Origin of the sequence: Rhodovarius sp. (assembly GCF_040399605.1) — a bacterium.
GTDB classification, from domain to species: domain Bacteria; phylum Pseudomonadota; class Alphaproteobacteria; order Acetobacterales; family Acetobacteraceae; genus Rhodovarius; species Rhodovarius crocodyli_A.
Map to the genome: position 1 here is coordinate 1 of NZ_JBBARU010000057.1, position 20880 is coordinate 20880.

The window sequence follows — 20880 nt, forward strand, 5'->3', positions numbered from 1 at the left end:
CGGGAGCGAGACACAGAACGGCGATGGTGTTCGCTATGGATGTTGAATCCGCCCACCATTATGGCTGGTGGCGGGACAAACCAAATTGCCTTGAGTTTTAGTACCGGCAATAACCTGGTATACTCCCAGGGCAAGGACATCATATGGGCCGGTGGCGGCAATGACACCATCGGCGTTGAGGATGGCGCGACGGTGGTGGGTGGCTCGGGCCGTCTGACCTTCGTTGGTGGCACCGGCAATAGCACCGTCACCGCCGGCTCTGGTAGCGCCACCATCTTCGGCGGCGCGGGCACCGGCTCCTTCTGGGGCGGCGATGCTGGCCAAAACTCCGTCACCGCCGCTGAGGGGCAGTCAACGGTCTTCACCGGCGGCGCCTATTCGGCCGGCTTCGCCGCCGGTGCGGGCGCCGATACGCTGGTCGCCAGCGCCGGCAACACCACGCTGAGCGGCGGCAACTCCACCGGCAATAACGTCTTCTTTGCCGGCAAGGGTGATGAGGTGCTGATAGGCGGCGGCATTGGCAATGACACGATTTTCGCCGGCCGCGGCGAATCCACCGTCTTCGGTGGCGAGGGTGCGGATGTCTTCGCCTTTTTCAAAAGCGAGATGGATGGCAACCCCAACCACACGGTGGTGATTGGTGACTTCACCGTCGGCAAGGACAAGCTGGTCTTCGATGGCTACAGCAATGTCTCCCTGCCGCTGCCGCAGCAGGATAGCGGTTCCACCACCCTTACCCTGCCCGATGGCACCAAGATCATCCTGAGCGGCGTGTCCTTGACGGCTGGTGGCGTCTGATCCGACAGGGTGATCTCTGTCGCACCCATGGGCGGGGGAGGATCATCACCCTCCCGCCCATGCTTGGCCCGCTCCGCATGTGGTTGCGCCGCAACCAGCCCAGCCTCCTGCCGGCCTCTTTACGATCATTTCACTTGATCCGCGCATAACCCCATCAATGGGGTGAGAGGAAGTGCCTTTATGAGTGAATCCGCATCTGTTCTTGTCGCCGAAGTGCCAATCTCGGCTCATTCGATTGTTCTTAGCCATGGCACATATTGCGTTTTCGTCACCGGCGTGACCCAAGGCCTCACCGAGCGTGATCTGCCCGTGCTGCGCATCTCCAGCTCGCCCGGCAGTTCCACCGTGGCCGTGGCCGCCCTGCCTGGCGATGGTTGGCTGCGCCAACTGGGCGATGCCGTGCTGCTGCGCGTCGCCAGTGAACGCTCCCGCGTGCTCTTCACCAGCTACGACGAATCCCGCGCCCCCGGCGCCAAGCCACCACAAATCCAAATCCAACGCCTCGATGATGGCCGCCTGCCCGAGAGCCTGCGCCCCAACCCCGCGCTGCCAAAAGCCGATTACACCCTGCATTTCAGCCGCAAGGGCGATGTGCCCGCAGGCTTCGGCCAATGGGTGGGCAGCCTGGGCGATGATAGTTGGATCGAAGGTGTTGAATTGCTCGCCCCCGCGCCGCTTCAGCCCGCCGATCTGGAATATCAGGTAGTTCTGGGCCGCGGCTGGCTCTCCCCCTGGGTGCAGGCTGGCGAATTCTGCGGCAGCCGCGGCATGGGCCTGCCCATATTGGGCTTCCGCGCCCGGCTGCTGGGCCAGGCCGCCCAGCAATGGCGCCTGCGTTATGCCGGACGATGCGTCGATGGCAGGGAATTGCCCGAGGCTGAAAACGGCATGCCCTGCGAATCGGCCGACCTCACGCCCCTGGCCGCCCTGAACATCACCCTCGAACCCCTCGGCGGCACCCAGCCTGCCGCCATGCCACCGCCCAAACACAAAAAGCCAGCCAGGCCCAAGCCCGCCAAGTCCACAGCCGCCAGCCCCGGCAGCAAGACACGCCGTGCCAAGAAGGCCAGCTGATAGCCGCAAGCCGGCCCCCTCGCCTCCACCGCAAAGCTGGTCAGGGCTGGTTGAATCCTATGCCCCGGCCGAGGGTGCGGAAGGTTGGCTGCTCTGCGGCAGCGCCGCCCAACCCTGGCCGGCCAGGATTGAGGCGGTTGAGGCGGTGTTCGAGCATGGCGTGCTCACAGGCACCCTGCTGAGCGTCTTCATCGCCGATGATCACACCCAGGGCCAGCGCTTCATCGCGCTTTTCCAGGCCCCCCGCCCGCCGGTCGGCCCCTTGCGCCAGCTTGCCGACGGTCTGGGGCTGAGGCTGCAAGCCCAGGATGCCCGGCTTGAGGATGCCCAAGCTGCCGGCGCGCGCGGCCGGGCCATGCTGCATGCCGCCGCCAAAGCCAGCGACATCGCCAATACCATCCGCGCCGCCCTGCCCGTCCCGGCCTATACCGGCAATGACAGCCTCACCCCGCTCGGCCTGCCGCTGCGCATTGCCATCGATGCGGTGATACGCATCCCCCCCGCCGGCATCGCCATCGAGGGCGGGCTGGTTGACCCCATGCGGCTGGTCACCCGGCTGGCCCTGCGCCAGGGCACCACCTGCCAGGTGCTGGAGCGCGACCACTGGGCGCTCATGCCGCGCCCCGACCTGGCCCCGCCCGGCAGCGCCGAGGATGCCATCCGCCATGGCGGCACCACCGGCTTCCTCGCCTATGCTCAGGGGCCCTTCCTTGCCGCGGCCCCACCCTGGCTTGAGGTTGAGATCCGCGATGGCACCATCGCCCATCTGCCCCTGCCGCGCCCGGCCGAGGGCGCGGGGCTGGCCGTGATCGAGCAGATTCTTGCCCTGCCACGCCCGCCGCTCGCCCGCATCTCCACCGTGCTGGCCCACACCATCGGCCCCATTGCACGCGGCCTCAACCGCGCCCGCCTCGCACTGCGCCCCACGCCGCAGCGGCAGGATTTCGGCCCGCTGCCTGCCTCGCCCGAAAGGGCGCTGATCATCCCGCTGCATGGCAGGGTGGATTTCATGGCGCTGCAACTCGCGCTCTTCTCTGCCAGGCCCGATCCCGGCTGTGAGATTCTCTACATTCTCGACGATCCCCGCCTCGCCGAAGAGGCCGAGCGCATGGCGCAATCCTGCTGGATGCGCTTTCGCCTGCCCTTCAGCCTGCTCGATCTGGGGGCGCATCTGGGCTATGCGCCGGCCAATAATGCCGGCCTGGCCGCCGCCCGCGCGGCGCATCTATGCCTGCTCAATGCCGATGTCTTCCCCCGCCAGGGCGAGGGCATGGCCTGGCTGCCCAGCCTCTGCGCCCCGCTCGGCAAGCCGGCGGTGGGTGCGGTGGGTGCGACTTTGTTGTTCGAGGATGGCACGCTGCAACATGGCGGCATGGAATATCAGCGCGTGGCCAGCCTGCCGCCCTGGCCCTTCCCCATTCATCCCGGCAAGGGCGCCAAACCCGGCCCAGCCCGGCCCGCCTTGCGGGAGGTGAGCGCGCTCACCGGCGCCTGCCTCGCCATCCGCCGGGCCGATCTGCAGGCGCTGGGCGGGCTCGATGAGGATTGCATCATCGCCGATTTCGAAGATGCGGCGCTGTGCGAGGCGCTGCGCGCGCGCGGCCTGCGCATCATGCTGCAGCCCGATGTGGTGCTCTATCACTTGGAGCGACAAACCCCGGGCAGCCACGCCCCCTGGCGCAGCGGCGCCACCTTGGTCAATGCCAGCCACTTCGCCGCGCGTTGGAATCCCGATGCGCAAGGCTAAGGCCGATGGCCGCCGCGTACTGGTTGTCAGCCACACCCATCCCAAACTCACCCAGGGCGGTGGCGAGATCGTCGCCTTCGAAACCTTCCGCCGGCTCAACGCCACGCCGGGATTTGAGGGTTTTCTGCTCAGCCACGATGCCAAAAAACTGCCGGTGCGGGCCGGTGCCGCCTTCACCCAGCCCTTCGGCCCGCGCGAATACCTCTATGGCGGCCGCAGTTTCGACCATTTCCTCTTCGCCAATCCCGACCCGAATTTCGCCCGCGCATTCGAGGCGCTGTTGGCGGAATTGCAGCCCGATATCGTGCATTTCCACCACTTCATCGGCATTGGCATCGAAGCCCTGGCCATGCCGCGGCGGGTGCTGCCCCGGGTGGAGGTGATGCTCACCCTGCATGAATACCTGCTGATCTGCCACCATCACGGCCAGATGGTCACCCGCCCAGACCTCACCCTTTGCACTGAAGCCAGCCCGCAAGCCTGCCATGGCTGCTTCCCGAAACAATCACCGCAGTCCTTCTTCATGCGCGATTTGTGGCTGCGGCGGCATCTTGATGCGGTCGATCGCTTCATCGCCCCCAGCCATTTTCTGCGCGCGCGCTTTCTGGCCTGGGGCCTGGCCGAGGCGCGCATGCTGGTGCAGGCCAATCCCCTCCCCCCGCCAGCCCCGCGCCAGAAACCCTCACCCCGCCCGCCTGGCACGCCGCGCATCGGCTTTTTCGGCCAAATCTCGGAATTGAAGGGCCTGGGCGTGCTCTTTGCCGCCGCCCACATCCTCGCCGCGCGCGGCTGGCCGGGCGTGATCGAGATGCATGGCCGCCAGGAGGAACAACCCGAGCTTCTCCGCCGCCGCCTAGAGAGGCTGCTGGCCGCGCAGCCACCCAACATCACGCTCTGCGGCCCCTATCCCAATGAAGCGGTGGGCGGGCTCATGGCGGGCTGCGATGCGGTCGTGGTGCCATCCATCTGGTGGGAAAACGCGCCCCTGGTGGTGCGGGAGGCCGCCGCCGCCGGGGTGCGGGTCATCGGCGCCGATCTGGGCGGGCTGGGCGAGGCGCTACGCGCGCTGCCTGGCAGCATTCTGCTCACCCCGCGGGACCCGCTGGCCCTGGCCGAGGCTATTCTCGCCCTGCCCCAGGCCGAACCCGCCCCCGCCGCCGCCCTAATCGAGACCGACCCGCTCAGCCTCTATCGCCGCGCATGGCCAAAAGGTTGAAACGCCGCAGCGCGGCCCGCATATCGGCGGTTGCCATCATTGCAGGAGAAGACAATGGAAGAGAGCCTGGAACGACATGAATTTGGCGCCGAGGTTGGCCGCCTGCTCGATCTGGTCGTCCATGCGCTGTATTCCGAGCGTGAGATCTTTCTGCGCGAACTCGTCGCCAATGCCGCCGATGCGGTGGATCGCCGCCGCTTCGAGGCGCTGACCGACCCAACCCTCGCCCTCCCCGCCGAGCCGCGGCTGCGCATCCTGCCTGACAAGGCAGCCCGCAGCATCACCATCAGCGATTGCGGCATCGGCATGGCCAAGGCCGATCTGACCGCGCATCTGGGCACCATCGCCCGCTCCGGCACGCTGGCCTTCGCCAAATCCCTCGCCGATACCCCGGCGGCGGAAAAACCCAGCCTGATCGGCCAATTCGGCGTGGGCTTCTACTCCGCCTTCATGGTGGCCGAGCGGGTGGAGGTCACCTCCCGCCGCGCCGGCAGCGAGGAAGCCTGGGTCTGGGCCAGCGAGGGCCAGGGCGCCTATACGCTCGCGCCCGCCAGCCGCGCCGAGCCCGGCACCGATATCGTGCTGCACATCAAAGCCGATGCCGAAGAATTCCTCGAACCCAGCCGCTTGCAAGCCATCATCCGCAAATGGGCGGACCACATCACCATCCCCATCACCGTCGCGCGCGATGGCGTGGAGGAGCCGGCCAATGAGGGCACGGCGCTCTGGCGCAAAGCCAAATCCGAGGTGACGGAAGAGCAGTACAAGGCCTTCTACCACCACGTCGCCCATGCCTTTGACAGCCCCTGGGCCACGCTGCATTGGCGCGCCGAGGGGGTGATGGAATTCAGCGCCCTGCTCTTCATCCCCGGCATGAAACCCTTCCAGGCGGTCGAAGGTGAGCGTGACAGCAGGCTGCGCCTGCATGTGCGGCGCATGTTCATCACCGAGAGCGCTGCCCTGCTGCCGCCCTTCCTGCGCTTCGTGCATGGCGTGGTCGATACCGAGGATTTGCCGCTCAATGTCAGCCGCGAGATGCTGCAAGCCACCCCGGTGCTCGCGCGCATCCGCAAGGCGGTGACCAACCGCGTGCTCTCCGAACTCAAGACACAATCCAAGGATGCCGAGCGTTATGCCAGCTTCTGGGAGAATTTCGGCCCGGTGCTGAAGGAGGGTGTCTGGGAGGATGCCGAGCATCGCCAGGATGTCGCCGCCCTCCTGCGCTTCCGTTCCTCTTCGGTTGAGGGCTGGACATCGCTCGCCGATTACGTCGCCCGGATGAAACCGGGCCAGGAGGCGATCTATATCCTGGTGGGTGAGGACCCAGCGGCCCTGGCCAAATCGCCGCAACTCGAAGGCTTCCGCGCCAAGGGGGTGGAGGTGCTGCTGCTCGGCGACAGCATCGATGCCTTCTGGCCCGAGCGGCTGGCGATGTTTGACGCCAAGCCCATCCGCAGCATCACCCAGGGCATTGTCGATCTCTCCAAGATCGAGGGCGCGGCCATGGAGGGCGAGGCGGCCGATCTGGAGCGCCTCTTGCCCCTGCTGAAGGAGATGCTGAAAGACCATATCTCCGATGCACGCGCGACCGAGCGCCTGGTGGAAAGCGCCGCCGTCCTCGCCGCCCCGCAATATGGGCCAGACCTGCAAATGAGCCGGATGATGCGCCGCGCCGGCCGTGACACGCCGGGGCTGCTGCCGGTGCTGGAGGTCAATCCACGCCACAGCCTCATCCGCCGCCTGGCCGACCCTGCCCTGCCCGAGGCCGAACTGGCCGAGACCGCCGGCGTGCTGCTCGACCTCGCCCTTATTCAGGATGGCGATGGCCCGCGCGACCCGGCCGCATTCGCCCGCCGCGTCGCCGCCGCCCTCGCATTGGGCGCGGGCTGAACCCCGCTTGCGCCTATTTGTCATCATCGCCGGGGATGACAACAACCCCGAGGCCGGGCATCAACAATCACAGAATATCTGGGCCAGCCATGCGGCCCTATGTGCCTTTCGCGTGGCGAGGGAGAATGACCAATGTCTGAACCGATGAATGATCCGACCGAAAAATCCTGGCTCGACCTCGAATTGCAGGATGATTTCGATGAGGAGCTGGAGCAGGAGATCGATGATAGTCGCATCCCGCCCGAGCTGCGCGCCCTGCAGCAGGCCCGCAAGGCGCCGGGGATCGACCGCAGCTTCTATTTCCGCGAATTGCTGCGGCTGCAATCCGAGCTGTTGAAGCTGCAGGATTGGGTGGTGCATAAGGGCCTCAAGGTCGTCGTGCTCTTCGAGGGGCGTGACAGCGCCGGCAAGGGCGGCGCCATCAAGCGCATCACCCAACGGGTGAATCCGCGCACCTGCCGGGTTGTCGCCCTGCCCGCTCCCTCGGATCGTGAGAAGAAGCAATGGTATTTCCAGCGCTTCATCTCGCATCTGCCCGCGGCCGGCGAAATCGTGCTCTTCGACCGCAGCTGGTACAATCGCGCCGGCGTCGAGCGGGTGATGGGCTTCGCCAGTGAGACCGAGGTTGAGGATTTCTTCCGCGACGTGCCGGAATTCGAGCGCATGCTGGTCCGCTCCGGCATCATCGTCATCAAATACTGGTTCTCGATCTCCGATGAGGAGCAGCAATACCGCTTCCTCATGCGCATCCACGACCCCATCAAGCAGTGGAAGCTCTCGCCCATGGACCTGCAATCGCGGATCCGCTGGGAGCAATACACCAAGGCGAAGGAGGATATGTTTGAGCGCACGAATATTCCCGAAGCGCCCTGGTACATCCTTGAAGGCAATGACAAGAAGCGGGCGCGGCTGAACTGCATCGCCCATCTGCTCTCGCTCATTCCCTATGAGGAGGTGCCGCACCAACCGATCTGCCTGCCAGAGCGCGTCTTTGACCCGAATTATGAGCGCCGCACCCTGCCAGTCGAACTCTACGTGCCGGAGACCTACTGAAGCACGGCTTGCGGCCCGTGCCGTTCCGGGCGCAACCTTCGTGATAAGGCAGGAGGTTACGCATGGAACTCAGGGGTAAGGTGGCCGTGGTCACCGGCGGCAATGGCGGCTTGGGGCAGCGCATATGCCATGCCCTGGCGCGCGAGGGCGTGCACCTCGCCGTGGTCTATGCCCGCAGCCGTGACCAGGCCGAGGGCGTGGCCCGCGAATTGGCCGACCGCCATCAAATCCAAGCCGCTGCCCTGCCCTGTGACCTGGAGGACCCGGCCGCCGCCGAGGCGCTGGTGGCCGCAGTGATCGCCCGCTTCGGCCGGCTCGATATCCTGGTCAATGACGCCGCCTATAATATAGCCATTCCCTTCGCGGAGCTCGAAACCCTCACCGATGCAGTGTGGGAGAAGGTGATGGCGGTGAACCTCACCGGCCCCATGCGCCTCACCCGCGCCGTGGCGCCGGTGATGAAGGCGCAAGGGGCTGGCCGGGTGGTCAATATCGCCTCCGTCGCAGGCCTTGGCCCCACCGGCTCCTCCATCGCCTATGCCGTCTCCAAGGCTGGCTTGATTCACCTCACCCGCTGCATGGCAGTGGCCATGGCGCCCGAGGCGCTGGTGAATTGCGTGGCCCCAGGCCTGCTGGAGGGCACCCGCGCCACCGCCAATCTGCGCCCCGAACAGGTCGAGCGTTCGGCAGCTGGAGCCCTGCTCAAGCGCGCGGCCGATAAGGATGATTGCGCCGAGATGGTGCTCACCATGTGCCGCACTGAGACGATGACAGGGCAAACCGTGGTGATCGATTCGGGTCGGTTTTTTCACTGAAGGCCTGGCGGCGGCCTCAGGGCACAGCCCCCTTCAGGGCAGCATCTGTGACTTCTTCCTGAGAGGAAACGCGACAATGGCCACCCAGAAACAAGGCGTCAGCCTCATCCGTGGCGGCCGTCTGACCGATACGGCAATGCGCCGCGCCGCCCCCACCGATATCCTGATCAAGGATGGGGTGATCGTGGAGATGGGCCTGGGGCTTGCCGCCCCCGAAGGTGCCGCGGTGGTCAATGCCGAGGGCCTGTTGCTGCATCCGGGCCTGATCAATGCCCATACCCATGGCCATGGCGGGCTGGGCCGCGGCCAGGGCGACAATTTCACCCTGGAATTGCTGCTCGCCGCCGCCCCCTGGCTGGGCGGTGGCCGCAACCTGGCGGATAAGAAACTCACCACCCTGATCTGCGCGGCCGAGATGGTGAGCAAGGGCTGCACCGCCGCCTATGATCTCTATTATGAATTCCCCATCCCCTCGCGTGATGGGATGGATGCGGTGGCCGAAGCCTATAGCGAAGTGGGCATGCGCGCCGTCGTCGCCCCGATGGTGGCGGACCGCACGATGTATGAGGCCATTCCTGGCCTCGTTGATTCCATGCCCGCCCCCCTCCAGGCCGAGGTCGCCAAGCTGCGCCTGCGCCCGCCCGAGGAAACGCTCGGCGCGATTGGCGAAATTCTGCACCATTGGCGCTGGGCGGGCCAGGATATCCGCGCCGCCGTCGCACCCACCATCCCGCATCATTGCTCGGATGGTTTCCTCTGCGGCTGCCGTGATCTGGCGAAGAAGCATGGCGTGGCGCTGCATAGCCATGTTGGCGAGAGCAAGGTGCAGGCCGTGGTCGGCATGCGCCAATACGGCAAGACCCTGGTCCAGCACATCGATGCGCTGGGCCTCATCGATGAGCATTTCACCGCAGCCCACGGCATCTGGCTCGATGATGATGATCTGCGGATCATCCGCGACCGTGGCGCCTCGCTCGCGCATAATCCCGGCTCCAATATGCGGCTGGGCAATGGCATGTTCCGGCTGCGCCGGGCGCTCGATTTGGGCGTCAATATCGGCATTGGCACCGATGGGGTTAATTGCTCCGACAACATCAACATGTATGAGGCGATGCGCTACGCCTCGATGCTGAGCAAGGTGCAAACCCCTGATCCGAGCCGCTGGGCCTCGGTGGAGGAGGTTTACAATGCCGCCACCGTGGGTTCAGCCCGGGCGCTGGGCTTTAAGGATATCGGCGCCATCGCGCCGGGCATGAAGGCCGATATCGTCTTTCTCGACCTCACGGCGGTGAGCTGGATCCCGCATAATTGGACGGTGAACCAACTCGTCCATGCCGAGGATAGCTGCGGCGTGCGCCACACCATGATCGGCGGCGAATTCGTCTATTATGATCGCCGCCATACCAGGCTCGACATCGCCAAACTGGCCCGCGATGCCGAGGAGGCGCGCGAGAGGCTCGAGCGGCTGAGTGCTGGCATGCACGATCTCTATGAGCGGCTGCGGCCGATCATCGAGAGCTTCTGCCCCGGCCTGGCGATGGAGCCCTACCATCTCAACCGCTATATGTGTGACGCTCCGAACAACGGGATTTGAAGAACCATGCCTGAATTTGTCGATCTCTCGCGCGAGATTTTCCATCGCACCCAGACCCATCCGAGCCATCCGCCGGTGGTGATGACGGTCTGGGGTGACCATGATGAGAAGAAATATGCCGGCAATACGGTCTTCACCTCCAAGGCCGTCTATCTGTCGATGAGCGACCATGCCGGCACCCATGTCGATGCGCCGGTGCATTTTGACCCGCGGCCGGGGGCGCTGTCGGTGGAGCAGATGCCGCTCGAGAACTTTTATACCTCAGCGTTTTGTATCGATCTCAGCCATGTGCCGCTGAAGACTGCGGCGACGCTGGAGGAGGTGCAGGCTGCCGTCGCAGCCTCGGGCCAGACCATCCAGAAGGGTGACACGCTGCTGATCTGGATGGCGACGAATGAGCGCCTGCTGGGCAAGCCGGGCTATCTGCATGATTTCCCTGGGCTGTCGCTGCCGGCGATTCATTGGCTGGCGGAACAGGGCATTGGCATGTTCGGGGTGGAGGCGATTTCGCCAGCCCCTGAGGGCGAGCCGAATTTCCTGGCACACATGGCCTGCGGCGAATTGGGCATCACGCATATGGAATGCTTGGCCAATCTGCACAGCCTGATCGGGCGCGGGCGCTTCACCTTCATCGGCTTCCCGCTCAAGATCCGTGGCGGCAGCGCGAGCCCGATCCGCGCGGTGGCGATGTTTGCGTGAACCATATCGCGTCGCACCCGGGTGAAGATGGCGAGGGGCTGCTGATCGAGGTTGTCTTCGATCTGGTTTGTCCCTGGTGTTACCTGGGCGTGGCGCGGTTGATGCGGATGCTGGACCATCGGCCGGAGGTGGTGGTGGCCATCCAGTGGCGGCCCTTTCTGTTGAACCCGGATATCGCGCCGGGTGGGGTGCCGCGGCAGGATGACATGGTCCGTAAATTCGGCGGTGAGGACCGGGCGCGGCGGCTGCATGGCAGCATCACCGAATTGGGCCGGGCCGAGGGGCTGGCCTTTCGCTTTGATGCCATAAGGCGGGTGCCGCATACGCTCGATGCGCATCGCATGGTGCGCTGGGCGGCGGGGCATGGTGCGGCGGACCATATGGTCTTGGCGCTCTTCGCTGCGCATTTTTGTCAGGGGCGCGATATTGCCCATCATGAGGTGCTGGCCTCCATCGCCGCGATGGAGGGGCTGGATGCGGCCGCAGCCCGGGCTTTTCTTGCCTCCAGCCAGGATGTGGAGGCGGTGCATACCGAAAATCTTCGGGCGCATCGGCTGGGGATTAATGGCGTGCCCTGCTTTGTGATGGATGGCGCCAATGCGATTGCCGGGGCGCAGGAGCCAGAAGTGCTGGCCCGCCTGCTGGACGTGGCGCTGGCTGGCTGACATTCTGCCGCCCTATCGGAGAGGAAAGCCTCATGAAACTGCTGCGTTATGGCCCCAAGGGCCAGGAAAAGCCGGGCATGCTCGATGCCGCTGGCGTTATTCGTGATCTGTCAGGCGTGGTGCCCGATATTGCAGGCGATGTGCTCTCGGATGCGGGGCTGGCCAAGCTGGCCAGCCTGGACCCTGCGAGCCTGCCGGCGGTGGCTGGCAATCCGCGCTTGGGCGCACCGGTTTCGGGGTTTTCCCAGTTGATCTGCATTGGCCTCAATTATGCTGACCATGCGGCGGAGACTGGCTCGGCTATTCCGAAGGAGCCTATTGTCTTCCTGAAGGCGAATGGTGCGATTTCGGGGCCGAATGATGATGTGATTATTCCCAAGAACTCGGTCAAATGCGACTGGGAGGTGGAGCTTTGCATTATCATCGGCACCAAGGCGACGTGTGTGAGCGAGGATGCGGCGCTGGCGCATGTGGCGGGTTATGCCGTGGGCAATGATGTCTCCGAGCGGGAATGGCAGATTGAGCGTGGCGGTGCCTGGGATAAGGGCAAGGGGGCCGATACTTTTGGGCCTGTCGGGCCCTGGCTGGTGACGCGTGATGAGGTGCCGGACCCGCAGAACCTTGACATGTTCTGCGATGTGGATGGTGAGCGGCAGCAGAATGGCAGCACGCGGACGATGATTTTCGGGGTGAAGACCCTGGTGAGTTATGTCTCGCATTTCATCACGTTGCATCCGGGCGATGTGATCTTCACCGGCACGCCGCCGGGGGTGGGCCTGGGCAAGAAGCCTTCGCCGGTGTTCCTCAAGCCTGGCCAGGTGATGCATCTGGGCGTGCAGGGCTTGGGGACGCAGACGCAGAAGACGGTGGCCTATGCCGGCTGAGGAGCCGGTTCTGGTCATCATGGATTTTCCGGCCCGCCGCGATGGCGGGCCGGAGCAGGCGGCGGCGATGCGGGCGCTGGCGGAGAGTATTGCCGCCGAGCCTGGGCTGATCTGGAAGATCTGGACGCAGGATGTGCCGGGCGGGCGGGCGGGGGGGATTTACCTCTTTGCCAGCCGGGCGGCGGCGGAGGCGTATCACGCCATGCATGCGGCGAGGCTGGAGCGGCAGGGGATTGGGCCTATTACGGCCACGTATCGGACTGCGGTGGCGGGGTTGAGTGCGCTGACGCGTGGGCCTTTATCAATCACTTAGGCCTTGTTCTGCAAAAGCGGTTGTATTCGGACAAATTGCCTTTTGGGCGTGCGAGGGCGATGCCTCGGGCGGGTTTGAAACGCGCCTGGGCGTGGTGGGGTGCCCCCCGGGGTTTTGCCAGAAATGGGTTTACGGACAAATTGCGGTTTGGCGGCCGGGCAGCCTTGAGGGGCGCTGGCGAGGGATCGGGATGGCGTTTTCAAACAGCGGCAGCGGGCGGATGTTAGGATTTTATGCTTGATTTGTCAAGCGGAAGGGGTTACATCACGTAGCGGCCATCGGGCAGCGCGCGGGCCTGGCCGGCCTTGGCGAGGCTGGCGAGGATGTGTTGCACCGTGGCGGTTTGCGGCGGGTTGCTGAATTGTTTCCGCAGGTCGGCCGCTGCGGCAGGGCGGGCGCGCAGCGCGCGGCTGATCATGGTGATCTGGCCGATGGCGTCGGTGCGGGGCCAGGCGGGGGCGGCGGTATTGGCGGCTTCCAGTGCCACGGCCACCACCCTGCGGCAAAACACCTGGCGGATGGAGTTGCTGGTGATGAAGCCAAAGCGGCAGCTGCGGCCCTGGGCCACCTCCTGCGCGGCGCGCCACCAGAAATGCATGGCCAGATCGGCGCTGGGCGGCACGCGGGGCTATCCGAAGAAGCAGTAGCCAATCCCTTCAACAATGCCATAGGTCGCTGCAGGTAGTTGCGCCTGGGTCAGGCCTGAGAAGGTGACCGAGGTGTCGGTCGTGCCATCGCCATCGAGGTCACAATGCAGGGTTACGCCCTGGTAGCCGGGTGCACCATCGCTCGCGGCCCAATTGAGTTTGCTGACCTCGGGCCGATAGCCCCAGATCGTGACTTGCTCGCCTGGGGAGAAATCGATGATGGAGGACCAGGTGGTGGAGGATGCAGCCATGCGTCCATCGATAAAAAATCTATCCCATCCCGCGCCGCCGGCGAGGAAATTCGAGCCCGAACCGCCATCGATGACGTCATTGCCGGCCCCACCATCGATTGCATCGTTGCCTGCCGCAGTATTGATGAACTCCGCCATGGCGGTGCATAGTATGATGTCATTGGTTGCGCCGAGCAGCATTTCATACTCGATACCGGCAACCGGGCCAGTATAGATCTCTGGTGTTACTCCGATGACTATGTCATCGCCTTGCTTGATATTATAATCTACGACATCGGTAACAGTGATGGCCACAGCGTTTGCCGCGCTGATGAGGCTGCCATCGAAGGCGGTGACGGTGATGTCGTAGACGTTGTTTTTGCCGGCATCGGCCGGGGCCTCGAAATTGGGCGCGGTCTTGAAGGTGAGGGCGCCGGAGTTGGTGTTGATGTTGAACAGGGCGGCATCGGTGCCGCCCAGCACGAAGGTCAGGGTGGTATTGGCATCAGGGTCGCTGCCGGTGGCGGTATAGACGGTGCCGGTGGCGTTTTCGGCAAAGCTCGCCGCAGCCGCAGAGGTGATGGTGGGTGCTTCGTTGGTGTTGGTGACGGTGATGGCCACGGGTTGGGGCGTGCTGCTGAGGCTGCCATCGAAGGCGGTGACGGTGATGTCGTAGACGTTGTTTTTCCCGGCATCGGCCGGGGCCTCGAAATCGGGCGCGGTGTTGAAGGTGACGGCGCCGGAGGTGGTGTTGATATTGAACAGGGCGGCATCGGTGCCGCCCAGGGTGAAGCTCAACCTATCGGCATCGGGGTCGGTGGCGGTGGCGGTATAGACGGTGCCGGTGGCGTTTTCGGCAAAGCTGGCGGTGCCACCGGAGGTGATTCTTGGTGCCCCGTCGACGAAAACATAGGTGTCCACCACGTAATTGGGCGAATTCGAGTTGCCCACACCAGCATTGCCGGCCAGATCGGTATAGCCGGTATTGTTCAGCACCAAATTGTTGACGGCTGCGGTCACGCCTGCATTCGGCGTCAGCGTCGCGCTCCAGGTTATGCCGCCATTGCCGGTGGTAAGATTGCTCAATGTGCCGTTGGCCACCGTGACATCGGCAGTGGTGAAACCGCTCACCTGCTCGGTGAAGGTGAAGGTCACCGTCGCGGTATCGCCTATCTGCAGGACGGTATCGGAAATGGTGATAGCCGACGCCAGAGCGGGCGCGGTGTTGTCGATTGTTATCGTCAAGCCGGCGCTGGCCAGGCTGACATTGCCAGCCACATCGACCGCCTTGGCCGTGACGGTGTGGGCACCCCCGGACAGCATGAAACTGGTGATCGACCAGGTGCCGGCGCCGCTCGCCGTCGCGCTGCCCAGTACGGTCGTGCCATCGGTGTCGTAAAGGGTAACGTCGCTGTTGGCCTCACTGGTGCCGGTGAAGATCGGTGTCGTGGTATTTGTGATGTCATCGCTGTTAGAGGTGCCAGTGTCGGACCCGGATGACATGTCCAGAGAAGTCGGCGCGGCTGGCGCGGTGTTATCGATGGTGACTGTTATAGGAGAAGTAGGCCCGCTCCAGGTATTATAATCATAAACTTGGGCCTCCGCACTCACAGAATGCACACCGGGCGACAGGGTCGTGGTGAAGGACCAATTGCCATTGGCATCCACGATCGTGTAACCTAGTCGACCAGAAGGAGGGTCAGCGGGCACATAAGGATCATATAAATAAATGCGCTCGCCAGGCCACCCGGTGCCGATGAAGGTCGTGCTGGTCTTGGATGTGATGTTGTCGGTATTGGAACTTCCCGTGTCATCGCCCGCAATCAGGTCTGGGATACTGGGCTTTGTGGGCTGTACGTTTTGTGTGGTCATGTCCAATTTTTGAATAAAATTGCAATGATTGAGACGATATGGCGAAGGTGGATACGTCAACGCTGAAAATTTTCAGCAGCTTCTGCCGGCTCAAGCCTAAGACCTTCTGGGGCGGCCCCCGTTTCGACCGGATAGGTGGCGCAACCGTGAGGGTCCAGGCCTCATTGATCCAGAAGATGATGATGGCGGCCGGGGCGATGGCGGAGATGAGGCGTGGGCGATGGTCCCGCGCGCAGCCAGCGCCTGAGGGCGCCAGCCGGCTTCGTCGCCACGGTGGCCGAGCGGCAGCGGGGCTTGATGCATGGCGTCGAAGATGAGGGGGGCACTTTTGACGTCGCTCATCTGACCTTCGGTCAGCAGAATGGCGCGGGGACGGCCACGCTCGTCGCCGACCGCGTGCGGTTTGGGGTTCGGGCCGCCCTTGGCTCTGGCGAAGGCTATCCGCACCACCGCCGAGGATCTGCCCGTCTTGCAGCGGCAATGGCGGGCCAGGCGCTGGCCCGCCGCGAGGCGCCCTACCCCACCAGCTTCATCACCTCATCCGGCCCTTTGCGCACCAAATCCATATAGTCTTCCATCAGCGTCTTGGTGATGTCGCCAGGGGTGTAGCTTTGGCTGCCGATGCAGGCCACCGGCGTCACCTCGGCTGCGGTGCCGGCCAAAAACACTTCGCTCGCCTGGGACAATTCTTCGGCGCGGATCACCCGTTCGACCATGGGCATTTGCCGCTTCTTGGCCAGGGCCATGACGGTGCGGCGGGTGATGCCATCGAGGAAGCAGGTGGGGGTGGGGGTGTGGATTTGGCCATCGGCCATCACGAAAAAGGCGTTGGCGCCGGTGGCCTCGGCCACATCGCCCTTATGGTCGAGCATGAAGGCGTCATCAAAGCCGGCATCCATGGCGGCGTGCTTGCTCATGGTGCCGATCATGTAGAGCCCGGCGGCCTTGGAGGCGGTGGGCGCAGTGTCGGGGGCGGGGCGGCGCCATTTGGCAAGGTCGAGGCGCACGCCCTTCATGCGCTGCTCCACGCCGAAATAGGCGCCCCATTCCCAGGTGGCGATGGCGAGGTGGATCTTGGTGGCCTTCGCACCCACGCCCATCTCCTCAGCACCGCGCCAGGCGATGGGGCGGATATAGGCCTCGGTGAAGCCATTGGCCTTCACCACCGCATCGCAGGCATCATCGATCTGTTGCGCGGTCCAGGGGATGTCAAAGCCCAAAATCCGGCCGGATTCGATGAGACGGTTGGTATGGTCACGCAGGCGGAAGATATTGCCCGAATAGCAGCGCTCGCCTTCGAAGACGGCGGAGGCATAATGCAGGGCATGAGAGAGCACATGCAGCTTGGCATCGCGCCATGGCACCATATGGCCATCGAGCCAGATGAAGCCGTCGCGGTCATCAAAGGGAATCAGTGCCATCTCGTGTCTCCTGCTTTATGATTGGCGTAAGAATCTTGCGTTCACTGAGACGGTTTTAGAACATCGCGCGGAGAAGCGTCAACAATGCTGACCAAACAACCCGGTATGGCAGCCATGCCGGCCACGCCGCGGGAGCAGGCAGCGGGGAGCAATTTGCTGTTCCTGCGCGAATCCGAGCTGCGGCTGGCGCAGGATCTGCTGTTTTTTGGCTATCGCGATTTCACCGCCGGGCCGGACAGGCTGCTGGCGGAGCTGAATATGGGCCGGGCGCATCACCGGGTGCTGCATTTCGTCGGCCGCGCGCCGGGCATGACGGTGGGTGATCTGTTGGGGATACTCTCCATCACCAAGCAATCGCTGGGCCGGGTGCTGCAGCCGATGATCGAGGATGGCTATGTGACCCAGGCGGCCGGGCGGGTGGATAAGCGCCAGCGGCTGCTGAGCCTGACCGAGAAGGGTGCGGGGCTGGAGCGCCGGCTCTATGATTGCCAGCGTGAATGGGTGATGCGCGCCTATCGTGAGGCCGGGCCTGCCGCGGTGGAGGGGTTTCGCCGCGTCATGCGCGGGCTGATGGGCGAGGATGCAAGGGCTGAGCTGGAACGGCTGGAAAGGGCGGCACAGGGATGAGCGACAACCCACATCTTCTCGTGGTCGATGATGATGCGCGGCTGCGCAGCCTGCTGCAGCGCTACCTCGCCGAGAATGGCTTTCGCGTCACCGCCGCCGCCGATGCGCAGGAGGCGCGCGCCGCACTCAATGTGCTGGCATTTGACCTGCTGGTGCTCGATGTGATGATGCCCGGCGAAACCGGGTTGGAGCTGGTGGAGAGCCTGCGCCAACAGGGGCGCGATGTGCCGGTGCTCATGCTCACCGCGCGCGGTGACCCTGATGACCGTGTGGCCGGCTTCGAGCATGGCGCGGATGATTACCTGGCCAAGCCGTTTGATCCGCGGGAGCTGGCCTTTCGCATTCGCACCATCCTCAAGCGGGCCATGCCGCCGCCATTGCCCACCACCCAGGCGGGGCCGGTGCAACTGGGCCAGCTTTGGTTCGACCCCGATCGCAGCGAGCTGCGCGGGCCGGGCGGCGCCACGCGGCTGACCGGGGGGGAGACCGCGCTGCTCGCCGCCCTGGCCGGCCGGCCGGGCGAGGTGCTCTCGCGCGAGTTCATCGCCGAGGCGCTGGGCACGCCCGAGGCGGGGGAGCGCGCGGTGGATGTGCAGGTCACCCGGCTGCGCCGCAAAATCGAGCCCGACCCGCGTGAGCCGCGCTTTCTGCACACCATCCGCCACAAGGGCTATGTGCTGAGACCCGGGCCTTGAGCGGGGCGGCGCCGCAGCCGCCCCTGGCACTGCGTGGGCTGAAGCGCTTTGCGCCGCGCGGGCTGCTGGGCCGCTCACTCCTGATGATTCTGGGGCCGCTGCTGATCGTGCAGGCGGTGGCGCTGACGGCGTTTTATGGCGGGCATGTGGATGTGATCTCGCGCAGGCTGGCCACTTCGCTCGCGGGCGAGATTGGCATGGTGACGCAGTTGCTCACGCAATTGCCCGAGGAGGCGCATCCCGCCATCCTGCGCGAGGCCACCTGGCGGCTGGGGCTGGGCATTGCCTTTGAGCCGGGGATTCAGCTGGGCGCCATCCCTGCCCGGCCGCCCTGGTCACCGCTGCTGCCATTGGAGACAGATCTGGCCCAGGCGCTTACCCGGCTGGTGGGCCTGCCCTTTGATGCCGATTGGCTGAGCGATGCGCAGAATGTGGTGGTGCGGGTGCAGTTGGAAGGCGGCCTGCTCGATGTGGAGGTGCCGCGCAAGCGGCTGTTCAGCGCCACGCTCTATCTCTTTGTGATCTGGCTGGTGGGCTCGGCGGGGTTGCTGGCGCTGATTGCCGTGCTGTTCATGCGCAACCAGGTGCGCGCCATTCGCAGGCTGGCGGCGGCGGCGGAGGATTTCGGCCAGGGGCGCGATGGGGGTGCGATCAAGCCTGAGGGGGCGATTGAGGTTCGCCAGGCGGCCATCGCCTTCAACCAGATGCAGGAGAATATCCGCCGCTTCGTCAGCCAGCGCACCGAAATGCTGGCCGGCATAAGCCATGATATGCGCACCCCGCTCACCCGCATGCGGCTCAGCCTGGCCATGCTGCCGCGTGATGAGGCGAGTGCCGAGGATATTGCCGGCCTGGTGCAGGACACTGAGGAGATGGAGCGGCTGGTGGAGACCTATCTCGCCTTTGCCCGGGGCGAGGGGCTGGAGGCGGCGCGGGAGATGGATGCGGTGCCGTTGCTGGAGGATATTTGTGCCACAGCCCGGCGCAGCGGCGGTGATGTCACCCTGGTGGCGCCGGCGAGTTTGCGCTTGCGCCTGCGCGAGAATGGGCTGCGCCGGGCGCTGGGCAATTTGCTGGACAATGCCCGCCGCCATGCCAGCCAGGTGCGGATGGCGATGCAACTGAATGGCCGATGGGCCGAGATCACGGTGGATGATGATGGGCCGGGCATTCCCGCGGCGGAGCGCGAGGCGGCATTCAAGCCCTTCGCCTCGGGCTCGGCCACCGGCACGGGGCTGGGGCTGGCCATTGCCCGCGATGCGGTGCGGCGGCATGGTGGCGAGATTATGCTGGAGGAGAGCCCGATGGGCGGGTTGCGGGCAAGGGTGAGGCTGCCGGTCTGACCGGAGATGGCCCTGACCGCGCCCGGGTTATTGGTGCTGCGGGTTGTTGGTGCTGCGGGTTATTGGTGCCGCGATGTTGGAATTCTTGACGAATTGCGCCGCGCCCGATCAGCATAGTCCTTTCAATTTATTGCGATAGGATGCTCTTATGGTCAAGTTGCGGTTCATCGCGCAGATATTTGTTATGCTGGTGCTGGGCATTACCCAAGTCATGGCCCAGAGCGTGCCGCCGCGCGATGGCATGGTGCTGCGCCCCGATGCCGGGCGGGAGATTGGCCGGATTTATCAGGCCTGGCTGAGCCCGCTGCAGCAGGGCGGCGAAGAGGAGGATACGCCAGCGGCCATCCCGCGCGCGTTTCGTTCAACCGCGCCCTCCGTGCCGCGCAATGCCCGTCAGTCGCGCGGCCATGGCACATTGGCCTTCACCCGTGACCAGGGCCGCGCCTATGCGCATCTGCGTATCGAGGGCATCAATCCGCAGGATATCACCTTGTTCCATATCCATTGCGGCCGGCCGGGGCAGTTGGGGCCCATTCTGGTGGATTTCGGCCGCACCCAAACTGGCCCGCGTAACCTGCCGGCGGCCTTCGCCAATGGCGAATTCTCGGTGGAGATCACCAATGAGGATCTGGTGGCGGTGATCGATCATGGCCACGGCATTTTAGGAATTTTGACGGCGGGTTGCCCGATTATTCCCAGTATTCCGACGGATCGGGTGCGCACCATCTCCGGCATGGCTTTGATCGCCGAGCGGGGGGAATTGTATTTCAACCTGCACACCAAGGGGCAGATGTTCTTTGGCGATATTCGCGGCCAGCTCAGCCCGGTTCAGTGAACCAATGATGTCGCTGTTCCGCAATACCGCGTCGATGCAGCGCGATAATCCCGCGACGCGCCGGGTCTATTGGGTCCTATCTGGCTTGATTGCCGCGGCGATGGGGCTCGCGGCATCGGGCTCGGGCAATCCAGCGACGGTTGAGCCCTTGCCGAATTGGATCAATGTCGGCGCCAACCTGCTATGTGTCCTGATTGCCGTGCTGGTGTTGCTGCCGCGGACACGGGCAATTGGTGCCATCGCCGCTGCGGCAAATATGATGATGTCGATGGTCACCAATGTTTTGGTCGATGGCGCGGCCTATGCCCTGCTGGTGCTGCCGTTCAATATTGTGACGCTGGCCGTCTCGGTGCTTGTGGCCTGGCATCACCGGCAGGATTTGCGGCGGGGCTAAGAGCATCATCCGTTCAAACGGAATCGTTTGAGCGGATAAAGATGCTAGTCAAACAAAAGCTTAGAGCC

21 protein-coding genes and 1 pseudogene are annotated in these 20880 nt (G+C 64.5%); 18 read left to right on the plus strand and 4 right to left on the minus strand.

What is annotated here, in order from left to right:
• The first annotated feature begins 90 nt into the window (after positions 1-90).
• The 12 genes from ABWP84_RS13655 to ABWP84_RS13710 all read left to right on the plus strand — a co-directional run bounded on the left by ABWP84_RS13655 (position 91) and on the right by ABWP84_RS13710 (position 12748).
• Entirely contained in the window at positions 91-798 is a 708-nt protein-coding gene (locus tag ABWP84_RS13655) for a hypothetical protein (RefSeq protein WP_353212592.1), read from the plus strand.
• Positions 799-978: 180 nt separating this feature from the next.
• Positions 979-1872: a hypothetical protein gene (locus ABWP84_RS13660; RefSeq protein ID WP_353212593.1), complete on the plus strand. Its 894-nt coding sequence runs from the start codon at positions 979-981 to the stop codon at positions 1870-1872.
• Entirely contained in the window at positions 1853-3619 is a 1767-nt protein-coding gene (locus tag ABWP84_RS13665) for a hypothetical protein (RefSeq protein ID WP_353212594.1), read from the plus strand. Before ABWP84_RS13660 ends, ABWP84_RS13665 begins: the two co-directional genes overlap by 20 nt.
• Positions 3606-4835: a glycosyltransferase gene (locus tag ABWP84_RS13670; protein WP_353212595.1), complete on the plus strand. Its 1230-nt coding sequence runs from the start codon at positions 3606-3608 to the stop codon at positions 4833-4835. The genes ABWP84_RS13665 and ABWP84_RS13670 overlap by 14 nt, the downstream gene beginning before the upstream one ends.
• Before the next feature lie 54 nt (positions 4836-4889).
• A complete protein-coding gene (gene htpG / locus ABWP84_RS13675) occupies positions 4890-6725 on the plus strand; it encodes a molecular chaperone HtpG (RefSeq protein WP_353212596.1) in 1836 nt (611 codons plus the stop codon).
• 132 nt (positions 6726-6857) lie between these two features.
• Complete coding sequence (ppk2, locus tag ABWP84_RS13680) at positions 6858-7778, plus strand: polyphosphate kinase 2 (RefSeq protein WP_353212597.1); 921 nt, start codon at positions 6858-6860, stop codon at positions 7776-7778.
• A gap of 62 nt (positions 7779-7840) precedes the next feature.
• Positions 7841-8593 (plus strand): SDR family oxidoreductase, encoded by a 753-nt coding sequence (locus ABWP84_RS13685; protein WP_353212598.1) that lies wholly within the window; start codon positions 7841-7843, stop codon positions 8591-8593.
• 76 nt (positions 8594-8669) lie between these two features.
• Entirely contained in the window at positions 8670-10187 is a 1518-nt protein-coding gene (locus ABWP84_RS13690; RefSeq protein WP_353212599.1) for an amidohydrolase family protein, read from the plus strand.
• A gap of 6 nt (positions 10188-10193) precedes the next feature.
• The gene (locus ABWP84_RS13695) at positions 10194-10886 is read left to right on the plus strand and encodes a cyclase family protein (protein ID WP_353212600.1); all 693 of its coding nucleotides are present in this window, start codon (positions 10194-10196) and stop codon (positions 10884-10886) included.
• The gene (locus ABWP84_RS13700) at positions 10883-11551 is read left to right on the plus strand and encodes a DsbA family oxidoreductase (protein ID WP_353212601.1); all 669 of its coding nucleotides are present in this window, start codon (positions 10883-10885) and stop codon (positions 11549-11551) included. Before ABWP84_RS13695 ends, ABWP84_RS13700 begins: the two co-directional genes overlap by 4 nt.
• A gap of 32 nt (positions 11552-11583) precedes the next feature.
• Positions 11584-12435 (plus strand): fumarylacetoacetate hydrolase family protein, encoded by an 852-nt coding sequence (locus ABWP84_RS13705; protein WP_353212602.1) that lies wholly within the window; start codon positions 11584-11586, stop codon positions 12433-12435.
• Positions 12425-12748, plus strand: coding sequence for a YdhR family protein (locus tag ABWP84_RS13710; RefSeq protein WP_353212603.1), 324 nt, complete (start codon positions 12425-12427; stop codon positions 12746-12748). The genes ABWP84_RS13705 and ABWP84_RS13710 overlap by 11 nt, the downstream gene beginning before the upstream one ends.
• 259 nt (positions 12749-13007) lie before the next feature.
• On the opposite strand, the gene ABWP84_RS13715 is transcribed toward ABWP84_RS13710, so the two are convergent.
• From ABWP84_RS13715 to ABWP84_RS13725, 3 genes and pseudogenes are all read right to left on the minus strand, one after another.
• Complete coding sequence (locus ABWP84_RS13715) at positions 13008-13370, minus strand: hypothetical protein (RefSeq protein WP_353212604.1); 363 nt, start codon at positions 13368-13370, stop codon at positions 13008-13010.
• A 6-nt stretch (positions 13371-13376) separates the two neighbouring features.
• Positions 13377-15128 carry an Ig-like domain-containing protein gene (locus tag ABWP84_RS13720; RefSeq protein ID WP_353212611.1) on the minus strand — a complete coding sequence of 584 codons (1752 nt, stop codon included), beginning with the start codon at positions 15126-15128 and terminating at the stop codon, positions 13377-13379.
• Positions 15129-15173: 45 nt separating this feature from the next.
• Positions 15174-15497, minus strand: a pseudogene (locus tag ABWP84_RS13725) (Ig-like domain-containing protein); the annotation flags it as partial.
• 213 nt (positions 15498-15710) lie between these two features.
• Between ABWP84_RS13725 and ABWP84_RS13730 the strand changes: the two are divergent.
• Positions 15711-16067 (plus strand): hypothetical protein, encoded by a 357-nt coding sequence (locus ABWP84_RS13730; RefSeq protein WP_353212605.1) that lies wholly within the window; start codon positions 15711-15713, stop codon positions 16065-16067.
• Here the strand turns inward: ABWP84_RS13730 and ABWP84_RS13735 are convergent.
• The gene (locus ABWP84_RS13735) at positions 16013-16918 is read right to left on the minus strand and encodes a branched-chain amino acid aminotransferase (RefSeq protein WP_353212606.1); all 906 of its coding nucleotides are present in this window, start codon (positions 16916-16918) and stop codon (positions 16013-16015) included. The two genes, ABWP84_RS13730 and ABWP84_RS13735, sit on opposite strands and share 55 nt — an antisense overlap.
• Positions 16919-17002: 84 nt before the next feature.
• Between ABWP84_RS13735 and ABWP84_RS13740 the strand changes: the two genes are divergently transcribed.
• The 5 genes from ABWP84_RS13740 (at position 17003) to ABWP84_RS13760 (ending at position 20812) form a co-directional block, all read left to right on the plus strand.
• On the plus strand, positions 17003-17545 hold the full coding sequence (locus tag ABWP84_RS13740; protein WP_408904272.1) for a MarR family winged helix-turn-helix transcriptional regulator: 543 nt from the start codon (positions 17003-17005) through the stop codon (positions 17543-17545).
• The gene (locus tag ABWP84_RS13745) at positions 17542-18240 is read left to right on the plus strand and encodes a response regulator (RefSeq protein WP_353212607.1); all 699 of its coding nucleotides are present in this window, start codon (positions 17542-17544) and stop codon (positions 18238-18240) included. The genes ABWP84_RS13740 and ABWP84_RS13745 overlap by 4 nt, the downstream gene beginning before the upstream one ends.
• The gene (locus ABWP84_RS13750) at positions 18237-19583 is read left to right on the plus strand and encodes an ATP-binding protein (protein ID WP_353212608.1); all 1347 of its coding nucleotides are present in this window, start codon (positions 18237-18239) and stop codon (positions 19581-19583) included. Before ABWP84_RS13745 ends, ABWP84_RS13750 begins: the two co-directional genes overlap by 4 nt.
• Before the next feature lie 148 nt (positions 19584-19731).
• A complete protein-coding gene (locus tag ABWP84_RS13755; protein WP_353212609.1) occupies positions 19732-20418 on the plus strand; it encodes a CHRD domain-containing protein in 687 nt (228 codons plus the stop codon).
• Between the two features lie 34 nt (positions 20419-20452).
• Positions 20453-20812 (plus strand): hypothetical protein, encoded by a 360-nt coding sequence (locus ABWP84_RS13760; protein ID WP_353212610.1) that lies wholly within the window; start codon positions 20453-20455, stop codon positions 20810-20812.
• Positions 20813-20880 lie beyond the last annotated feature (68 nt).

Bases quoted from the DNA above. Each gene is read 5' to 3' on its own strand.
- ABWP84_RS13740 (WP_408904272.1), top strand. From the start codon at position 17,003: ATGCTGACCAAACAACCCGGTATGGCAGCCATGCCGGCCACGCCGCGG.
- ABWP84_RS13695 (WP_353212600.1), top strand. From the start codon at position 10,194: ATGCCTGAATTTGTCGATCTCTCGCGCGAGATTTTCCATCGCACCCAG.
- ABWP84_RS13690 (WP_353212599.1), top strand. From the start codon at position 8,670: ATGGCCACCCAGAAACAAGGCGTCAGCCTCATCCGTGGCGGCCGTCTG.
- ABWP84_RS13755 (WP_353212609.1), top strand. From the start codon at position 19,732: ATGGTCAAGTTGCGGTTCATCGCGCAGATATTTGTTATGCTGGTGCTG.
- ABWP84_RS13735 (WP_353212606.1), bottom strand. From the start codon at position 16,918: ATGGCACTGATTCCCTTTGATGACCGCGACGGCTTCATCTGGCTCGAT.
- ABWP84_RS13720 (WP_353212611.1), bottom strand. From the start codon at position 15,128: ATGTCATCCGGGTCCGACACTGGCACCTCTAACAGCGATGACATCACA.
- ABWP84_RS13705 (WP_353212602.1), top strand. From the start codon at position 11,584: ATGAAACTGCTGCGTTATGGCCCCAAGGGCCAGGAAAAGCCGGGCATG.
- ppk2 (WP_353212597.1), top strand. From the start codon at position 6,858: ATGTCTGAACCGATGAATGATCCGACCGAAAAATCCTGGCTCGACCTC.
- ABWP84_RS13670 (WP_353212595.1), top strand. From the start codon at position 3,606: ATGCGCAAGGCTAAGGCCGATGGCCGCCGCGTACTGGTTGTCAGCCAC.
- ABWP84_RS13745 (WP_353212607.1), top strand. From the start codon at position 17,542: ATGAGCGACAACCCACATCTTCTCGTGGTCGATGATGATGCGCGGCTG.
- ABWP84_RS13685 (WP_353212598.1), top strand. From the start codon at position 7,841: ATGGAACTCAGGGGTAAGGTGGCCGTGGTCACCGGCGGCAATGGCGGC.
- ABWP84_RS13660 (WP_353212593.1), top strand. From the start codon at position 979: ATGAGTGAATCCGCATCTGTTCTTGTCGCCGAAGTGCCAATCTCGGCT.
- htpG (WP_353212596.1), top strand. From the start codon at position 4,890: ATGGAAGAGAGCCTGGAACGACATGAATTTGGCGCCGAGGTTGGCCGC.
- ABWP84_RS13760 (WP_353212610.1), top strand. From the start codon at position 20,453: ATGCAGCGCGATAATCCCGCGACGCGCCGGGTCTATTGGGTCCTATCT.
- ABWP84_RS13710 (WP_353212603.1), top strand. From the start codon at position 12,425: ATGCCGGCTGAGGAGCCGGTTCTGGTCATCATGGATTTTCCGGCCCGC.